The organism is Pseudidiomarina andamanensis (genome assembly GCF_009734345.1).
GTDB classification, from domain to species: Bacteria; Pseudomonadota; Gammaproteobacteria; order Enterobacterales; family Alteromonadaceae; genus Pseudidiomarina; species Pseudidiomarina andamanensis.
Genome location: NZ_CP032551.1, coordinates 1,759,922 through 1,773,440, shown reverse-complemented (window position 1 = coordinate 1,773,440; position 13,519 = coordinate 1,759,922). Strand labels below are relative to the sequence as shown.

The following is a 13,519-nucleotide window of genomic DNA, read 5'->3' as shown; positions in this document are numbered from 1 at the left end:
GTTCCTTATACGCTTACTGCTGTTCCAATAATTGTAGCCAGGCATCGGCTATTGCGAGCGGCGTCGCGCTATGCGCAACCGCAACCTTGCCATGCAGTGCAACTGGCATCAATTGCTTTAGTCGATCGCTTGCGACAATCCAATAACACTGCTCTAACCAGCTTAGCGCTTGCTTCGGCAACGCCGCAAGAAAATAACCTAATTGTTCGGCGCTGGTTACCACAATACCGTTAATCTGCTGCTGCCAGTGTTCAAATTCAGCAGGATCCAGCAACACCGGTGTACGCTGATAAACTTCAAGATAGGTCACGTCGGCGCCGCGTGCCCGCAGTGTATCCGCAACTAACTCACGTCCACCGTGGCCGCGAATAAGCAACCACCGCTCACCTTTTACCCTTTGTAGCTCTGGTAGTTTCAGTAACGCATCGCTGTTGTGGAATCGCCACGGACAATTCACGGGGCGCCCAACCACCTTTGCAATTGCGGTTGCACTGGTTGGCCCTACGGCATACCAACGAGCCGATGGCATTGCACACTCCGGTGCCCACGCCTGCGCTTGCTCGGCAAAGTAACGCGCAGCATTCACGCTAACCATCATGGCAGCGTCCCAGGGTTGCTGCAAAATGTCACGCAAACTGTGGTTTGGATCATCGAAGCTACGAATCTTCACCATACTTTTGCTGCTGCAGGATAACGCTACGCTAGACTCACTCGCTCGTTGTTGTAACAACTGGGCTAAGTCACGCGCTTGCTCATCTGGTCGTAACAGCAGCAAATGGTGGTTCATGATTGCAGTTCATTCTGTGCATAAACATCTTGCAAAATTTTACCGGCACCACGTGCTAGTAAATACTCAGCTAATTCAGTACCAAGCGCTTCGGCGTGATCGCGATGGCCTTTTATTTCGCCTTCAATTATTTCACTGCCGTCAGGACGCCCGACTAAACCGCGTAAATGCAATTGATCGCCATGCAATTCAGCGTAAGCGCCAATGGGTACTTGGCAACCGCCTTGCAAACGGCGGTTCATTGCGCGTTCAGCTAAGACGCAGCTGCGTGTGTCAGCACAAGTCAGCGGTGCCAATAGCGCTTTGGTCGCATCGTCATCACTGCGACACTCAATACCCAGCACGCCCTGGCCATTCGCAGGCAAACTTAACTCAGCAGGAATGCGTTGTTTTATGCGGTCGGTCAGTTCTAAGCGAATTAACCCTGAAGCAGCCAAAATAATCGCATCGAATTGGCCTTCATCGAGCTTACGCAAGCGCGTTTGTACGTTGCCGCGCAAATCATGAACCACCAGATGAGGGAAATTAGCCAAGATTTGGCACTTACGGCGCAAGCTACAGGTGCCCACAATGGCGCCTTCTGGTAAATCGTCGAGTTGCGCGTAATTGTTTGACACAAACGCATCGCGTGGATCTTCGCGCTCGCAAATACCAAACAACTCAAGACCTTCTGGAAACTCAACGGGTAAATCTTTCATCGAGTGCACAGCTAAATCAGCTTGGCCTTCAAGCATGGCCACTTCAAGCTCTTTCACGAACAGCCCTTTACCACCAATTTTTGCCAATGGTGTATCAAGAATCACGTCACCACGAGTACTCATTGGTAACAACTCAACCGTCAAGTCTTCGTGTAATTGCTCGAGGCGCGCTTTAATGTGCTCCGCTTGCCACATGGCGAGCAGGCTCTTGCGTGTGGCAATGCGTAAAGTTTTACTCATAATTCAGCTCTAAACTCAGTTTGATGGTGGTGTTAGCAACAATGTGGTGTCAGCTTGGCGACTTGCCGCTTCGCTGAGAAGTTCCCATAATTCGCTACCGGTACGATTATCAATCCATTGACCGTCGCGATACTCAAAGTGGTGACCATTGAATTTGGTGGCTACCCAGAGTTGATGCAGTGGTGGCTGCTTATTGATAACCATTTTGGTGCCATTCGGGAATGTTAATTCAAGGATGTCGCCGCCTGACTCACAATCAATATCAACACCGCAAGCTTCTACTGCTTCTTCAATTGCTAAAATAGTTGCTTCGGCTAATTCATGGTATTCGTGCTCTTGCATGTCAACTCCTGATAATGACATTTGTGCGTCTCAATGCGATGATAGACGCATCAACAATTTTAACCGTAATTATTAGGTACAGTTTACCGATGTTTAACTTGAAAGTAATGCGTCTGATCATTGTAGCAGGAACACTTGGTTTTATCGCCGCTTGTGGGCAAAAAGGGCCATTAGAAATGCCGCCGCCCGCTGAGAAAAACCAGCCGTCCAATCCTGCAGAAAATGGTGAGTAGGCATGAGCTTCTATTATCGTAATGGCGAGCTCTTTGCCGAAGAATGTCGAGTGAGTGAGCTAGCCGCTCAGCACGGCACACCGTTGTACGTGTATTCGTATCAACGCATGGTTGAAAACTGGCGTCAATTTGCTGCGCATTGGCCGGCGCCACACAAGCTTTGTTATGCGGTAAAAGCCAATAGCAATTTGGCGGTACTGAATGTATTGGCAAAGCTGGGGGCTGGTTTCGATATCGTCTCTGGTGGTGAACTAGCTCGTGTTCTTGCGGCTGGCGGTAAAGCAAGTGATGTGGTGTTTTCAGGCGTTGCCAAGAGCCGTGACGAAATGGCTTATGCGTTAGATCAAGGTATCTATTGCTTCAATGTTGAATCGGCGGCTGAATTAGAGCGCCTGAACGACGTTGCCAAAGCGCATGGTGTGGAAGCGCCGGTGTCATTGCGGGTCAACCCAGATGTGGATGCCCAAACGCATCCGTATATCTCAACCGGATTGAAGAGCAATAAATTTGGTATTGCCATGGCGCAGGCTCGAGACGTTGCTCATCGTGCACAGGCCCTATCGAACATTGCGATGCAAGGGTTAGATTGCCATATTGGTTCACAAATTCTAACGTCGGCGCCGTTTTTAGATGCAGCCGATTTAATGCTTGAGTTGATTGTAACCTTGCGTGAAGAAGGTATCGAAATTTCGCATCTTGATATGGGTGGTGGTATGGGTATTCCCTACCAGCACGAGAATAAGCTGGATGTGGGTGCTTACTTACTTGAGTTGAGAAAACGCGCGGAACGCGTCGGTGGTCTCACCTTAATGCTCGAACCAGGTCGTGCCATTGTCGGTAATGCGGGCGTATTAGTGACGCAGGTTGAATATCACAAGCCGGGTGTAGATAAAGACTTTTTGCTAGTAGATGCAGGTATGAATGATCTCATGCGCCCAGCGCTCTACCAAGCGTACCATGACATTATTCCAGTCACGCAACAGGACGCTGGCACGTCGATTGTTGACGTGGTAGGGCCGGTGTGTGAAACCGGTGATTTTCTTGGTCATGCGCGGCATTTGACCGCAAATGAAGGTGATTTATTGGCAGTGATGAACGCAGGCGCCTATGGTTTTACCATGAGCTCGAATTACAACACACGCCCACGCGCCGCTGAAATCATGGTTTCGGGCGATAAGGCTCAGGTGATCCGAGAGCGCGAAAAGCTGAGCGATTTATGGAAGGGTGAGCAAATCATGGAGATGCCAGAATGAATTTTGCAAAAATGCATGGGCTAGGCAATGACTTCATGGTGATAGATGCTGTCACTCAAAATATTTATGTGAACCCAGAGCAAATTCGGCATTGGGCTGACCGCCATCGTGGTGTTGGTTTCGATCAACTGTTGCTAGTTGAACCACCTTATGACCCCGATTTAGATTTTCACTATCGTATATTCAATGCCGATGGCTCTGAAGTGTCTCAATGCGGAAATGGTGCTCGTTGTTTCGCCCTTTTTGTTAAGCTCAAAGGCCTAAGTAACAAAAATCATCTGCGGGTAAGTACTAAAGCAGGCAAAATGGTTTTGCATCATGAGCGCGACGGACGTATTACTGTTGAAATGGGGCTGCCAACGTTCACGCCTGCTGAGGTGCCTTTTAAAGCAAATAAAGAAGAGCTGACTTATATTTTGCGCGAGCAAGACCAAACCATATTGGCTGGCGTGATGGGAATTGGGAATCCACATTGTGTGATTGAAGTGGATAATGTGGATACGGCACCCGTTGAATCGATGGGGAAAGCATTAGCAACACATGAACGCTTCCCTGAAGGCGTGAATGTTGGTTTTATGCAGGTGGTTGATCGCAACCGAATTAAGCTTCGTGTGTTCGAGCGTGGCGTCGGTGAAACGCAGGCTTGTGGCAGTGGTGCATGTGCTGCTGCGGTGATTGGTATGCGCCAAGATAAGCTTGCCGACCAAGTGATTGTGGAATTGCCGGGCGGTTATTTGACGATTCGTTGGCAACCCGGCCAACCGGTGCGCATGACTGGCTCTGCTGAGCATGTTTATGATGGATATATAAAACTATGACGACAGAAGTGAAGAAATTAAATACGCCCGTGGTTGACGACACCCTTATTGCTCAATATTTAGAAGAGAACACCGATTTTTTTGAGCGTCATCCACAACTGTTACAGCAACTGAGCTTGCGTCATCAAGAGCGCGGTGCCGTGTCATTGGTGGAGCGTCAACAACAAGTATTGCGTCAACGCATTATGCAGTTGGAAGAAGAAATCACCGATTTGATGGTGACGGCGCGGCGTAACGAAGAGCTCTTTCAAACCTACAGCGAACTCTATGTGACACTGTTAGAGTGTGATGACTTACCAAGCATAATGGATGCGTTGCAGCAAACTTTCTCAGAGCGCCTGAACATGCCGGCGCTACGGTTGAAGTTTTTCGACAGCCCGATTGAGCTGGATGAGCAGTTCACCTTTGCTGCCGACACGCACAAAATGCTACTGAGCAAACGTTTCCAGAACTCTCAGGTGTACCTAGGGCGTTTGACTGCGGATGAGAAAAAGTTACTGTTCCCCGATGAACCGATTGCCTCGGTTGCATTGTTGCTACTTGGCAACAAGGGCGAATTGGGTATGTTGGCGATTGGTAACCACGATGCCGGTCATTTTGAACCGGCGATGGACACCTTGCTCGTTCGTCAATTACAAGCCTTGTTGAGTAAGTTGCTGCCGCCATTATTGCAGCATCAAGCCAACCACCATGACACTGTCTGAATTACGTCAACGTTTTTTAGACCATCTCGCCGGCGAGCGCGGGCTCGCCGATCACACGCTCAATAGTTATGGACGCATTCTTGCCGACGACATTGTTGAATTAGCAAGTCAGCGAGTTGAGAGTCCGCAGCAGATTAATCTTCCTGTATTTGAACGCTTGTTTGTTAGCTGGCGCCGCCGCGGACTTGGCGATGCGTCATTGGCACTGAGGTTAGCTGCGTGGCGCACGTTTTGTCAGTATCTCATTCGCGAAAACTGGTTAACGGACAATCCGGCTGCGCAGCTTAAAGCACCTCGCAAAGCAAAACGCTTACCAAAAAACCTCGATGTGGACAGCATTAGTCAGTTGCTGCAGTTGCCACAAGATGATCCACTAGCAATTCGTGACGCCGCCATGATGGAATTGTTATATGGTAGCGGATTGCGCTTAGCTGAGCTGGTTGCGCTTGATGTTGATGCCATTCAGTCGCGCCACCGTGAGCTACGCGTATTGGGTAAAGGGAACAAAACGCGTATTGTGCCTTATGGGCGCTGCGCTGCAGAAGCACTAGAGCGTTGGTTGCCAGTTCGCGCACAGTGGCTAGGTGGCAATTTAACCGAGCTGGCGCTGTTTATTTCACAACGGAACCAGCGTATTAATCCGCGCACGGTGCAACAACGGTTGAACTTTTGGGGGCAACAGCAAGGACTGAAAGGGACGTTACATCCGCACAAACTCCGCCACTCGTTTGCTTCACATATGTTAGAATCAAGCGGTGATTTGCGCGCGGTGCAAGAGTTGCTTGGCCACGCAAATTTAAGTACCACGCAAGTGTATACCCATCTCGATTTTCAACACTTGGCGAAGGTTTACGATGGCGCCCATCCGCGCGCTCGCAAGAAAAAAGAATAGGTTGATTAATGCAGTTTTATCGCCGCTTATACCCTGTCAAAGCTATTAGTTTTGATCTCGATGATACCCTTTATAACAATGTGCCAGTGATGCAACGCGCCGAGCAAGCGGTACGCGATTTTCTTGCTCGTGAGTTCCCGCAAACAGCGGTATGGCAAGCATCCGATTGGTTGCGGCATCGTCAACAATTAATGTACGCGCAACCCGATTTAGCCAGTAATATGACGCAATTGCGTCGCACCGCTCTCGGTGAAGGGCTACGTCAGTTTGCGATTGATGAGAGTGAAATCAATGGTGGCGTTGATGCGGCATTTGCACACTTTATGGCGCACCGTAACGCCGTTGAAATTTCGGCCGATGTACATGCCGCTTTAGCACAGCTTGCTGAATACTATCCTTTGTTTGCGCTAAGCAATGGTAATGTGAGTGTCGATGCTATTGGTCTTAGTGATTATTTTACTGAGGTCTATCAACCAACAGATGAACTGCGTGGTAAGCCATTTGCGGATATGTTTTTAGCGGCGCAGCAGCAACTTCCTGAAGTGGCGCCATTGCAATGGTTGCATGTTGGCGATAGCCCAAGCGCTGATGTTTTAGGTGCGCACCGTGCTGGTTGGCAGAGCGCCTGGTTCACCGGCGGCCTCGGTAAGTATGAACACTTACAAGTATTGCCGACGTTGGCGTACAACAATTTACAGCAACTTACCGATCAGTTACTCAAAGCACCGAAGTAACTGGTTGCATATACAGTATTCTGTGACTACACTGCCCTTTTTATTTGTTGGTAATTACTCATGCAGCATCACCCATTACTCGCACAACTGAACGACAAACAACGTGAAGCCGTTGGCGCAGCAGAGCGTCACATGTTGGTCCTTGCCGGCGCTGGCAGTGGTAAAACTCGGGTGTTGGTGCACCGCATTGCTTGGCTGATTCAAGAAAAAGGTATTTCGCCGCATAGCATTATGGCAGTGACCTTTACCAACAAAGCCGCAGCGGAAATGCGTGGACGTATTGAGCAATTATTAGGAAGCTCGGTGCGGTCGATGTGGATTGGTACCTTCCATGGGCTTGCCCACCGTCTTCTCCGTGCCCATTACATGGATGTGGGGTTACCGCAGAATTTTCAAATTCTCGATAGCGATGATCAGCTACGTTTGGTCAAACGCATCATGCGCAGCTTAAACTTAGACGAAAAACGTTGGCCGCCCAAACAGGCGCAATGGTTTATCAACGGCAAAAAAGACGAAGGTTTGCGTCCGCATCATCTTGACGGCTATGACTTTAATGAGCGCACGCTAAAAGAAATTTACGAAGCCTATCAAGTTGCCTGTGACCGTGCGGGCTTGGTTGATTTCGCTGAATTATTACTGCGAGCGCATGAATTGATTCGTGACAACAAACATGTGCGCGAGCATTACCAGCGCCGTTTCCGCCATCTTTTGGTGGACGAGTTCCAAGATACCAACGCCATTCAATATGGCTGGATTAAACTGCTTTCAGGTGTCGGCCAGGGGTACGACGAGACCAATCATGTCACCATAGTTGGTGACGATGATCAGTCAATTTATGGCTGGCGCGGCGCAAAGGTTGAAAATATTCAGCAGTTTTTACGTGATTTTCCGAACGTTTTAACCATTCGATTGGAGCAAAACTATCGCTCCACCAATAATATTCTAACCGCGGCAAACGAAGTGATCGCGAATAACCAAGGGCGCCTCGGTAAAGAGTTATGGACAGACGGCAGCGCGGGCGAGCCGATTGATTTATATGCCGCATTCAATGAAATGGACGAAGCGCGATACATTGCGGGGCGCATCGAGCAATGGCATGAGCAGGGTAATGCGCTACAAGATGTCGCCATTTTATATCGCAGTAACGCACAATCGCGTGTACTGGAAGAAGCCTTACTGCATGCCCGAATTCCTTATCGCATTTATGGCGGGTTACGCTTCTTTGACCGCATGGAAGTTAAAGATGCCTTGGCGTATATGCGCTTAGTGGCGAGTCGTAATGATGATGCGGCGTTTGAACGCGTGATTAATACCCCAACGCGGGGTATTGGTGACCGAACGCTTGGTATTATCCGCGAAGGTTCACGTGAACGCGGATTGCCGATGTGGGAAGCGGCGAAACAGTTGGTACATGAAAAAATTCTCAGTGGTCGTGCCGGTAACGCCGTGCAGGCATTCCTTGAGTTAATTGATGGCCTTGAAGACGAAACCAGTGATTATCCGTTGGGCCGCCAAGTGGATACTGCGATCAAGAAAAGCGGTTTAATGGCGATGTTCCAAGCTGAAAAAGGCGAGAAAGCGGAAACTCGCGTCGAAAACTTAAAAGAGCTTGTGAACGCTTGTGACAACTTCAATACGCTCGACAGTGTGATTGAAGATGAAATGACGCCACTCAATGCCTTCTTAGCGCATGCTGCATTGGAATCGGGTGAAGAGCAAGCCGATGAACATCAAGATGCGGTGCAATTAATGACATTACATAGCGCCAAAGGCCTCGAATTCCCGTTGGTGTTTATGAGCGGCGTAGAAGAAGGTTTATTTCCGTCACAACAATCCATTGGCGAGAGTGGCCGACTCGAAGAAGAGCGTCGCCTCTGCTACGTGGGCATGACCCGTGCCATGCAAAAACTGGTAATTAGCTACGCCGAGTCGCGTCGCATTTACGGTCAAGAGAAGCATAGTACGGTGAGCCGCTTTGTGGGCGAAATGCCTCCGGAAATGATTCATCATGTGCGCTTACAGTCACGAACCTCGCATCAATCGCATGCGCTTGGCCGTTTTCATAGTGGCGCAAGCCATGAAGCCTTTGAGCAAACGGGTTATACCCTAGGTCAACGTGTACGTCATACCAAATTTGGTGAAGGTACGGTACTTAACTATGAAGGCACCGGCCCACAAAGTCGCATTCAAGTGAATTTCGACGAAGTGGGCAGCAAGTGGTTAGTTGTTGGCTACGCGCGTTTAGAGCGCTGTTGATGCACCAACGTATCAATACTGTAGAGCGCTAATGCCACCCAAATAATGGCGAATGTCACTAGCTTATCTGCGGCCAGCGGCTCGCCATACACCCACACCGCCAAAATAAACATCAAGCTGGGGCCAATGTATTGAAAGAAGCCCAACGTTGAATAACGAATGCGTTGCGCGGCTGCTGTGAAGCAGAGTAATGGCGCAGTGGTTACTACACCCGCAGCAATCAGCAGCGTGTTGATCTGCCACGTATTTTGGGTCATATCAGCTGCACTCGAGCTGGCGAAGAATAGCAAATAAACAAGCACCGCTGGCGCTAAGATCAAGGTTTCTAGCCACAGACCGGTAATTGAATCTATAGGCAAGCGCTTGCGAATAGCGCCGTAAATGGCAAAGCTACATGCCAGTGTCAACGCCACCCATGGCACCGAACCGAATGAAATGACTTGAATCAACACACCGGTAACAGCCAGTGCAATCGCAACGAGCTGCATTTTACGCATGCGTTCGGCAAAAAATGCCATACCAATAGCTACGTTTAGTAGTGGATTAATGTAATAACCCAAACTGGCATCTAATATATGGTCATTGTTGATTGCCCATATAAACAAATACCAGTTGCCACCGAGCAAACAGGTTGCCAGCGTTAATCGCGCCATTTGCTTTTTATTTTGAAGGACAGGCTTTAAACGATTACCACGTCGAAGCACCATGATCAGGATAAATACGAGAACAAATGACCAGATAATTCGGTGACTTAGAATCTCCAGTGCCGGAACTTCTTGCAGCCATTTAAAATAAATCGGCGCCACACCCCACATGGTGTAAGCAGCAATAGCAAAGAATACACCTTGGCGGCTGCGGGCGGCATCATCAGTCATGTTGAGCATCTCACGTTGAATTGTACGAAAAACCAGCACTCACTGACAGAATATCACGGATTTACGCGATAGTCGGTGGAGCTTCGTAAGCGGGATGCATACAATAGAGCGAATAAGAGCTTGCCGTCAATTGGAGACGCTATTTTGTCTGAATCTGTGCTGTCACAACTTCTTGCCGATGTATTTGGCTACACCGCGTTTCGCGAAGGCCAACTGCAGGTGATTGAAGCCGTGCAACAACAGCGCGATGCCTTAGTACTCATGCCGACCGGCGGTGGGAAATCGCTTTGCTATCAACTGCCAGCATTAAACTCAGACGGCTTGACGGTGGTGATTTCACCCTTGATCAGCTTGATGCAAGACCAAGTCGAAGCTTTGCAAACCATGGGGGTTGCCGCTGCTGCACTTAATAACGGACTCACGCCCGAGCAAAGCAATCAGATCATGCAGCAGCTTAATAGTAACCAAATACGGTTACTTTATGTGAGTCCTGAGCGTGCTATGCAGAGTTTCTTCATTCGCTTGTTACAACAATGGCCGGTGACCCTGGTAGCAATTGATGAGGCGCACTGTATTTCCCAGTGGGGACACGATTTTCGGCCCGAATATGGTCAACTCGGCCAACTTCGCGAAACCCTGCCGAATGTGCCGTTTATGGCATTAACAGCAACCGCGGATGCCGCAACCGAAGCGGATATTATTAGCCGCCTACATTTGCATGATCCGGTGGTATATAAAGGCTCGTTTGATCGCCCTAATATTCGCTATGTGGTTGAAGAAAAATACAAACCTTATAAGCAGGTGACGGACTACATTAAGAAGCAGCGTGGTGCTTCAGGTATCGTTTATTGTGGTAGTCGCAAGAAAGTTGAAGAGCTTGCTGAAAAGCTCCAGCGTGAAGGCCTGCGTGCCGCCGGTTACCATGCCGGCATGGAGCATGACCAACGTGAGAGCGTACTGCGTGGCTTTGTACGTGACGATATTGATGTGGTGGTGGCAACCGTGGCGTTTGGCATGGGCATTAACAAGCCGAACGTGCGTTTTGTGGTGCACTTTGATGTGCCGCGCAGTGTTGAAGGTTATTACCAAGAAACCGGCCGTGCTGGTCGTGATGGCTTACCCGCCGAAGCCGTGCTGCTCTATGACCCTTCAGATGCCGCTTGGATCAAATCGATTATCCACGACCATCCAGATGAAGAGCGGCGTCGTATTGAGCTGCATAAGTTCACCGCTATGCAAGCAATGAGCGAGGCACAAACCTGCCGCCGCTTAGTGTTACTCAACTATTTTAATGAATACCGTGATAAACCTTGTGGGAACTGCGACATTTGTCTGGACCCACCGCGCCAATACGATGGTACCGTCGATGCGCAAAAAGTGCTGTCATGTGTTTATCGGGTTAGTCAGCGCTTTGGGATGAATCATGTGATTGATGTGTTGCGTGGGAGTAAATCACAGCGGCTCATGGAATTGGGGCATGACAAACTATCAACCTATGGTATTGGTGCTGAACAAAGCCACGAATACTGGCTAGGCGTGGTGCGTCAGCTCATTCATCGTGGTTTGGTGATTCAAAATGTGCAGCAGTATGGTGTGCTGCAACTGACCGATGCGGCGCGTCCCGTGCTACGAGGTGAAGTTGCCTTACAGCTTGCTGAGCCGCGAATCAATTTGGTGGTCAGCAAACCTCGCGTGGCTGATCGTGGCGATTACGATAAAGTGCTGTTCCGTCGTTTACGCGCGCTACGAAAAGCTATTGCAGACACTGAAGAAGTACCGCCGTTTGTGGTTTTCAATGACACCAGCTTAGTGGAAATGGCGGTTAGTTATCCCACCGACGAAACCGCCATGTTGGCAATCACCGGCGTGGGTCAAAAGAAACTAGAACGCTACGGCCAAGAGTTCATCGCCGCGATTACGGCCTATTTAGACGCCGACGATGAACCCATCAGTAACTTTTAAACTGCTGGCGCAAAGTAAAAGCGCCATAACTCCATCACTACGGGCACAATCGATAGCACCAAAATAACTGCCATGGTGATATTGAACAGACGCTGCATAATTGGGTTCGTTAACACCTTGCGTAGCAACGAGCCAAAGACTAACCACACACCCACGCACGGAAATGCCATCAGCAAGAACGCCAATGTAATGGCAAGCACTTCAAGAAACGGTGTGCCTTGTACTGTAGTGAACGCGGCCACTGCACCTGATGCCATCACCCAAGCTTTCGCATTCACCCACTGAAATAGTGCAGCCTGCCAAAACGTAAATGGCTTTTTCTCGCCTTTTTGAATGGCCTTCGGCTCTGCCGTACCGATGTGCCAGGCCAACCACAGCAAATACAGCACACCGAGTACTTTGATTAATTGATGCAAATTCGGGAACCGATCAAAAATCACCCCAAAGCCTAACCCAACCAGCAGCACCATCAGCGGGAAGCCCAAACAAATACCCAAAAAGTGCGGCAGGCTCGCCTTAACGCCGTAATTCATGCCCGATGACATGATCATGACGTTGTTTGGTCCAGGTGTTATGGTGGTCGAGAAAGCAAAGAATAAAACAGCAATAAAGATCTCAAACATAAAAAAAGCCGTTACTCGTTAGTGGTTATTCGTTTTTCGAAAAACATGAAAACACTATAAATCAATGACAGTCTATACTCCATTAACGAATAACGAATAACGTAGTGGAGGTTGTTATGTTAGCAATGACATTAGCACTGATGCTAAGTGGCGCTCCGGCTGAGCCTGCAAACGCCACATTAGAAATCAAAGAGTGGCAAGTACCTTGGGAGAACTCACGACCGCGTGACCCTTATGTTGCCGGTGATGATGAAGTTTGGTTTGTTGGACAGCGCTCTGATTATGCCGCGGTTTTGAATCCAAAAACCGGCGATATGAAACGCATCGATTTGCCTGAAGGCGCTGGGCCGCACAATATTATTGTGGACGATCGCGGTGCTTGGTACGCCGGTAACAAAGGCGGCCACATTGGCAAGATCGACCGGGAAACCTTTGAGATTACCCAATATCCGTTACCTGGCAAAGGCCGTCGCGACGTTCATACCATGGAATTTGATATGAATGGCGACATTTGGTTTAGCGCACAAGGAGCGAATCAAATTGGCCATATGGATGCTAAAACGAGCAATATTACCTTGTGGGATGTGCCCACTAAGAATGCCCGCCCGTACGGTCTTGTGGTGTTTCAAGGTAAGCCGTGGGTGGCGTTGTTCGGCACCAACAAGCTATTAACGCTGGATGACGACAATGACGTGAAAGAAATCCAGCTTCCACGTGACAATAATCGGCCACGTCGGCTGGGAGTCGATGCGCAAGGTCACTTCTGGTATGTCGATTATGCGGGTGGCTTTTTAGGGCGCTGGAATCCAGCTACGGATGAAATTAAAGAGTGGCCAATGCCGGCAGGTGTGCGCTCGATGCCATATGCCATGGTGGTTGATCATCGCGGTTACGTATGGGCTGCAGAAACGGGTGTTCAACCCAACCGTATTGTTGGATTTGATTCTGTCAGCGAAACCTTTACCAAGCCGTTTGAAGTAGAAAGTGGCGGTGGCACCATTCGTCATATGGTGTTCGATCCAGAAAGCCGTACACTCTGGTTCGGTACCGATGCAAATACCATCGGTCGTGCTACTATCCGTTATTATTGAGCAGGGTAAGT

Annotated in this window: 14 protein-coding genes; 9 read left to right on the top strand and 5 right to left on the bottom strand. The window is 49.2% G+C overall.

The window, feature by feature from the left end; all coding sequences use genetic code 11:
• Positions 1-13: 13 nt before the first annotated feature.
• The 3 genes from D3795_RS08370 to cyaY are packed head-to-tail and all read right to left on the bottom strand — an operon-like array spanning position 14 to position 2,067.
• The gene (locus D3795_RS08370; RefSeq protein WP_156267855.1) at positions 14-787 is read right to left on the bottom strand and encodes a uroporphyrinogen-III synthase; all 774 of its coding nucleotides are present in this window, start codon (positions 785-787) and stop codon (positions 14-16) included.
• Entirely contained in the window at positions 784-1,725 is a 942-nt protein-coding gene (hemC, locus tag D3795_RS08365) for a hydroxymethylbilane synthase (RefSeq protein WP_156267853.1), read from the bottom strand. Before hemC ends, D3795_RS08370 begins: the two co-directional genes overlap by 4 nt.
• A gap of 15 nt (positions 1,726-1,740) precedes the next feature.
• Positions 1,741-2,067: an iron donor protein CyaY gene (gene cyaY, locus D3795_RS08360; RefSeq protein ID WP_156267851.1), complete on the bottom strand. Its 327-nt coding sequence runs from the start codon at positions 2,065-2,067 to the stop codon at positions 1,741-1,743.
• Between the two features lie 89 nt (positions 2,068-2,156).
• Here cyaY and lptM point away from each other — a divergent pair, with 89 nt between their 5' ends.
• Genes lptM through uvrD form a run of 7 tightly spaced genes read left to right on the top strand, consistent with a single transcriptional unit; the run spans position 2,157 to position 8,957 of the window.
• Positions 2,157-2,300: an LPS translocon maturation chaperone LptM gene (lptM, locus tag D3795_RS11490; RefSeq protein WP_216648947.1), complete on the top strand. Its 144-nt coding sequence runs from the start codon at positions 2,157-2,159 to the stop codon at positions 2,298-2,300.
• Between the two features lie 2 nt (positions 2,301-2,302).
• Positions 2,303-3,553: a diaminopimelate decarboxylase gene (gene lysA, locus D3795_RS08350; protein ID WP_156267847.1), complete on the top strand. Its 1,251-nt coding sequence runs from the start codon at positions 2,303-2,305 to the stop codon at positions 3,551-3,553.
• A complete protein-coding gene (gene dapF, locus D3795_RS08345) occupies positions 3,550-4,371 on the top strand; it encodes a diaminopimelate epimerase (RefSeq protein WP_156267845.1) in 822 nt (273 codons plus the stop codon). Before lysA ends, dapF begins: the two co-directional genes overlap by 4 nt.
• Positions 4,368-5,075 carry a DUF484 family protein gene (locus tag D3795_RS08340; RefSeq protein WP_156267843.1) on the top strand — a complete coding sequence of 236 codons (708 nt, stop codon included), beginning with the start codon at positions 4,368-4,370 and terminating at the stop codon, positions 5,073-5,075. The genes dapF and D3795_RS08340 overlap by 4 nt, the downstream gene beginning before the upstream one ends.
• Positions 5,062-5,967, top strand: coding sequence for a tyrosine recombinase XerC (locus D3795_RS08335; RefSeq protein ID WP_156267841.1), 906 nt, complete (start codon positions 5,062-5,064; stop codon positions 5,965-5,967). Before D3795_RS08340 ends, D3795_RS08335 begins: the two co-directional genes overlap by 14 nt.
• Before the next feature lie 8 nt (positions 5,968-5,975).
• Positions 5,976-6,701: an HAD-IA family hydrolase gene (locus D3795_RS08330; protein ID WP_156267839.1), complete on the top strand. Its 726-nt coding sequence runs from the start codon at positions 5,976-5,978 to the stop codon at positions 6,699-6,701.
• A 60-nt stretch (positions 6,702-6,761) separates the two neighbouring features.
• Positions 6,762-8,957: a DNA helicase II gene (uvrD, locus tag D3795_RS08325; RefSeq protein WP_156267837.1), complete on the top strand. Its 2,196-nt coding sequence runs from the start codon at positions 6,762-6,764 to the stop codon at positions 8,955-8,957.
• Here the strand turns inward: uvrD and rarD are convergent.
• A complete protein-coding gene (gene rarD / locus D3795_RS08320; RefSeq protein ID WP_156267835.1) occupies positions 8,933-9,832 on the bottom strand; it encodes an EamA family transporter RarD in 900 nt (299 codons plus the stop codon). The genes uvrD and rarD overlap by 25 nt on opposite strands.
• A gap of 144 nt (positions 9,833-9,976) precedes the next feature.
• Between rarD and recQ the strand changes: the two genes are divergently transcribed.
• Positions 9,977-11,794 (top strand): DNA helicase RecQ, encoded by a 1,818-nt coding sequence (recQ, locus tag D3795_RS08315; protein WP_310942442.1) that lies wholly within the window; start codon positions 9,977-9,979, stop codon positions 11,792-11,794.
• Here recQ and D3795_RS08310 read toward each other — a convergent pair.
• A complete protein-coding gene (locus tag D3795_RS08310) occupies positions 11,791-12,417 on the bottom strand; it encodes a LysE family translocator (protein ID WP_156267833.1) in 627 nt (208 codons plus the stop codon). The genes recQ and D3795_RS08310 overlap by 4 nt on opposite strands.
• Before the next feature lie 116 nt (positions 12,418-12,533).
• Here D3795_RS08310 and D3795_RS08305 point away from each other — a divergent pair, with 116 nt between their 5' ends.
• Positions 12,534-13,508: a Vgb family protein gene (locus D3795_RS08305; RefSeq protein ID WP_156267831.1), complete on the top strand. Its 975-nt coding sequence runs from the start codon at positions 12,534-12,536 to the stop codon at positions 13,506-13,508.
• Positions 13,509-13,519: the final 11 nt, after the last annotated feature.

What these genes read in the sequence shown, in the direction of transcription:
- D3795_RS08370 (WP_156267855.1), bottom strand. Translation starts at nt 787, where the DNA reads ATGAACCACCATTTGCTGCTGTTACGACCAGATGAGCAAGCGCGTGAC.
- hemC (WP_156267853.1), bottom strand. Translation starts at nt 1,725, where the DNA reads ATGAGTAAAACTTTACGCATTGCCACACGCAAGAGCCTGCTCGCCATG.
- cyaY (WP_156267851.1), bottom strand. Translation starts at nt 2,067, where the DNA reads ATGCAAGAGCACGAATACCATGAATTAGCCGAAGCAACTATTTTAGCA.
- lptM (WP_216648947.1), top strand. Translation starts at nt 2,157, where the DNA reads ATGTTTAACTTGAAAGTAATGCGTCTGATCATTGTAGCAGGAACACTT.
- lysA (WP_156267847.1), top strand. Translation starts at nt 2,303, where the DNA reads ATGAGCTTCTATTATCGTAATGGCGAGCTCTTTGCCGAAGAATGTCGA.
- dapF (WP_156267845.1), top strand. Translation starts at nt 3,550, where the DNA reads ATGAATTTTGCAAAAATGCATGGGCTAGGCAATGACTTCATGGTGATA.
- D3795_RS08340 (WP_156267843.1), top strand. Translation starts at nt 4,368, where the DNA reads ATGACGACAGAAGTGAAGAAATTAAATACGCCCGTGGTTGACGACACC.
- D3795_RS08335 (WP_156267841.1), top strand. Translation starts at nt 5,062, where the DNA reads ATGACACTGTCTGAATTACGTCAACGTTTTTTAGACCATCTCGCCGGC.
- D3795_RS08330 (WP_156267839.1), top strand. Translation starts at nt 5,976, where the DNA reads ATGCAGTTTTATCGCCGCTTATACCCTGTCAAAGCTATTAGTTTTGAT.
- uvrD (WP_156267837.1), top strand. Translation starts at nt 6,762, where the DNA reads ATGCAGCATCACCCATTACTCGCACAACTGAACGACAAACAACGTGAA.
- rarD (WP_156267835.1), bottom strand. Translation starts at nt 9,832, where the DNA reads ATGACTGATGATGCCGCCCGCAGCCGCCAAGGTGTATTCTTTGCTATT.
- D3795_RS08310 (WP_156267833.1), bottom strand. Translation starts at nt 12,417, where the DNA reads ATGTTTGAGATCTTTATTGCTGTTTTATTCTTTGCTTTCTCGACCACC.
- D3795_RS08305 (WP_156267831.1), top strand. Translation starts at nt 12,534, where the DNA reads ATGTTAGCAATGACATTAGCACTGATGCTAAGTGGCGCTCCGGCTGAG.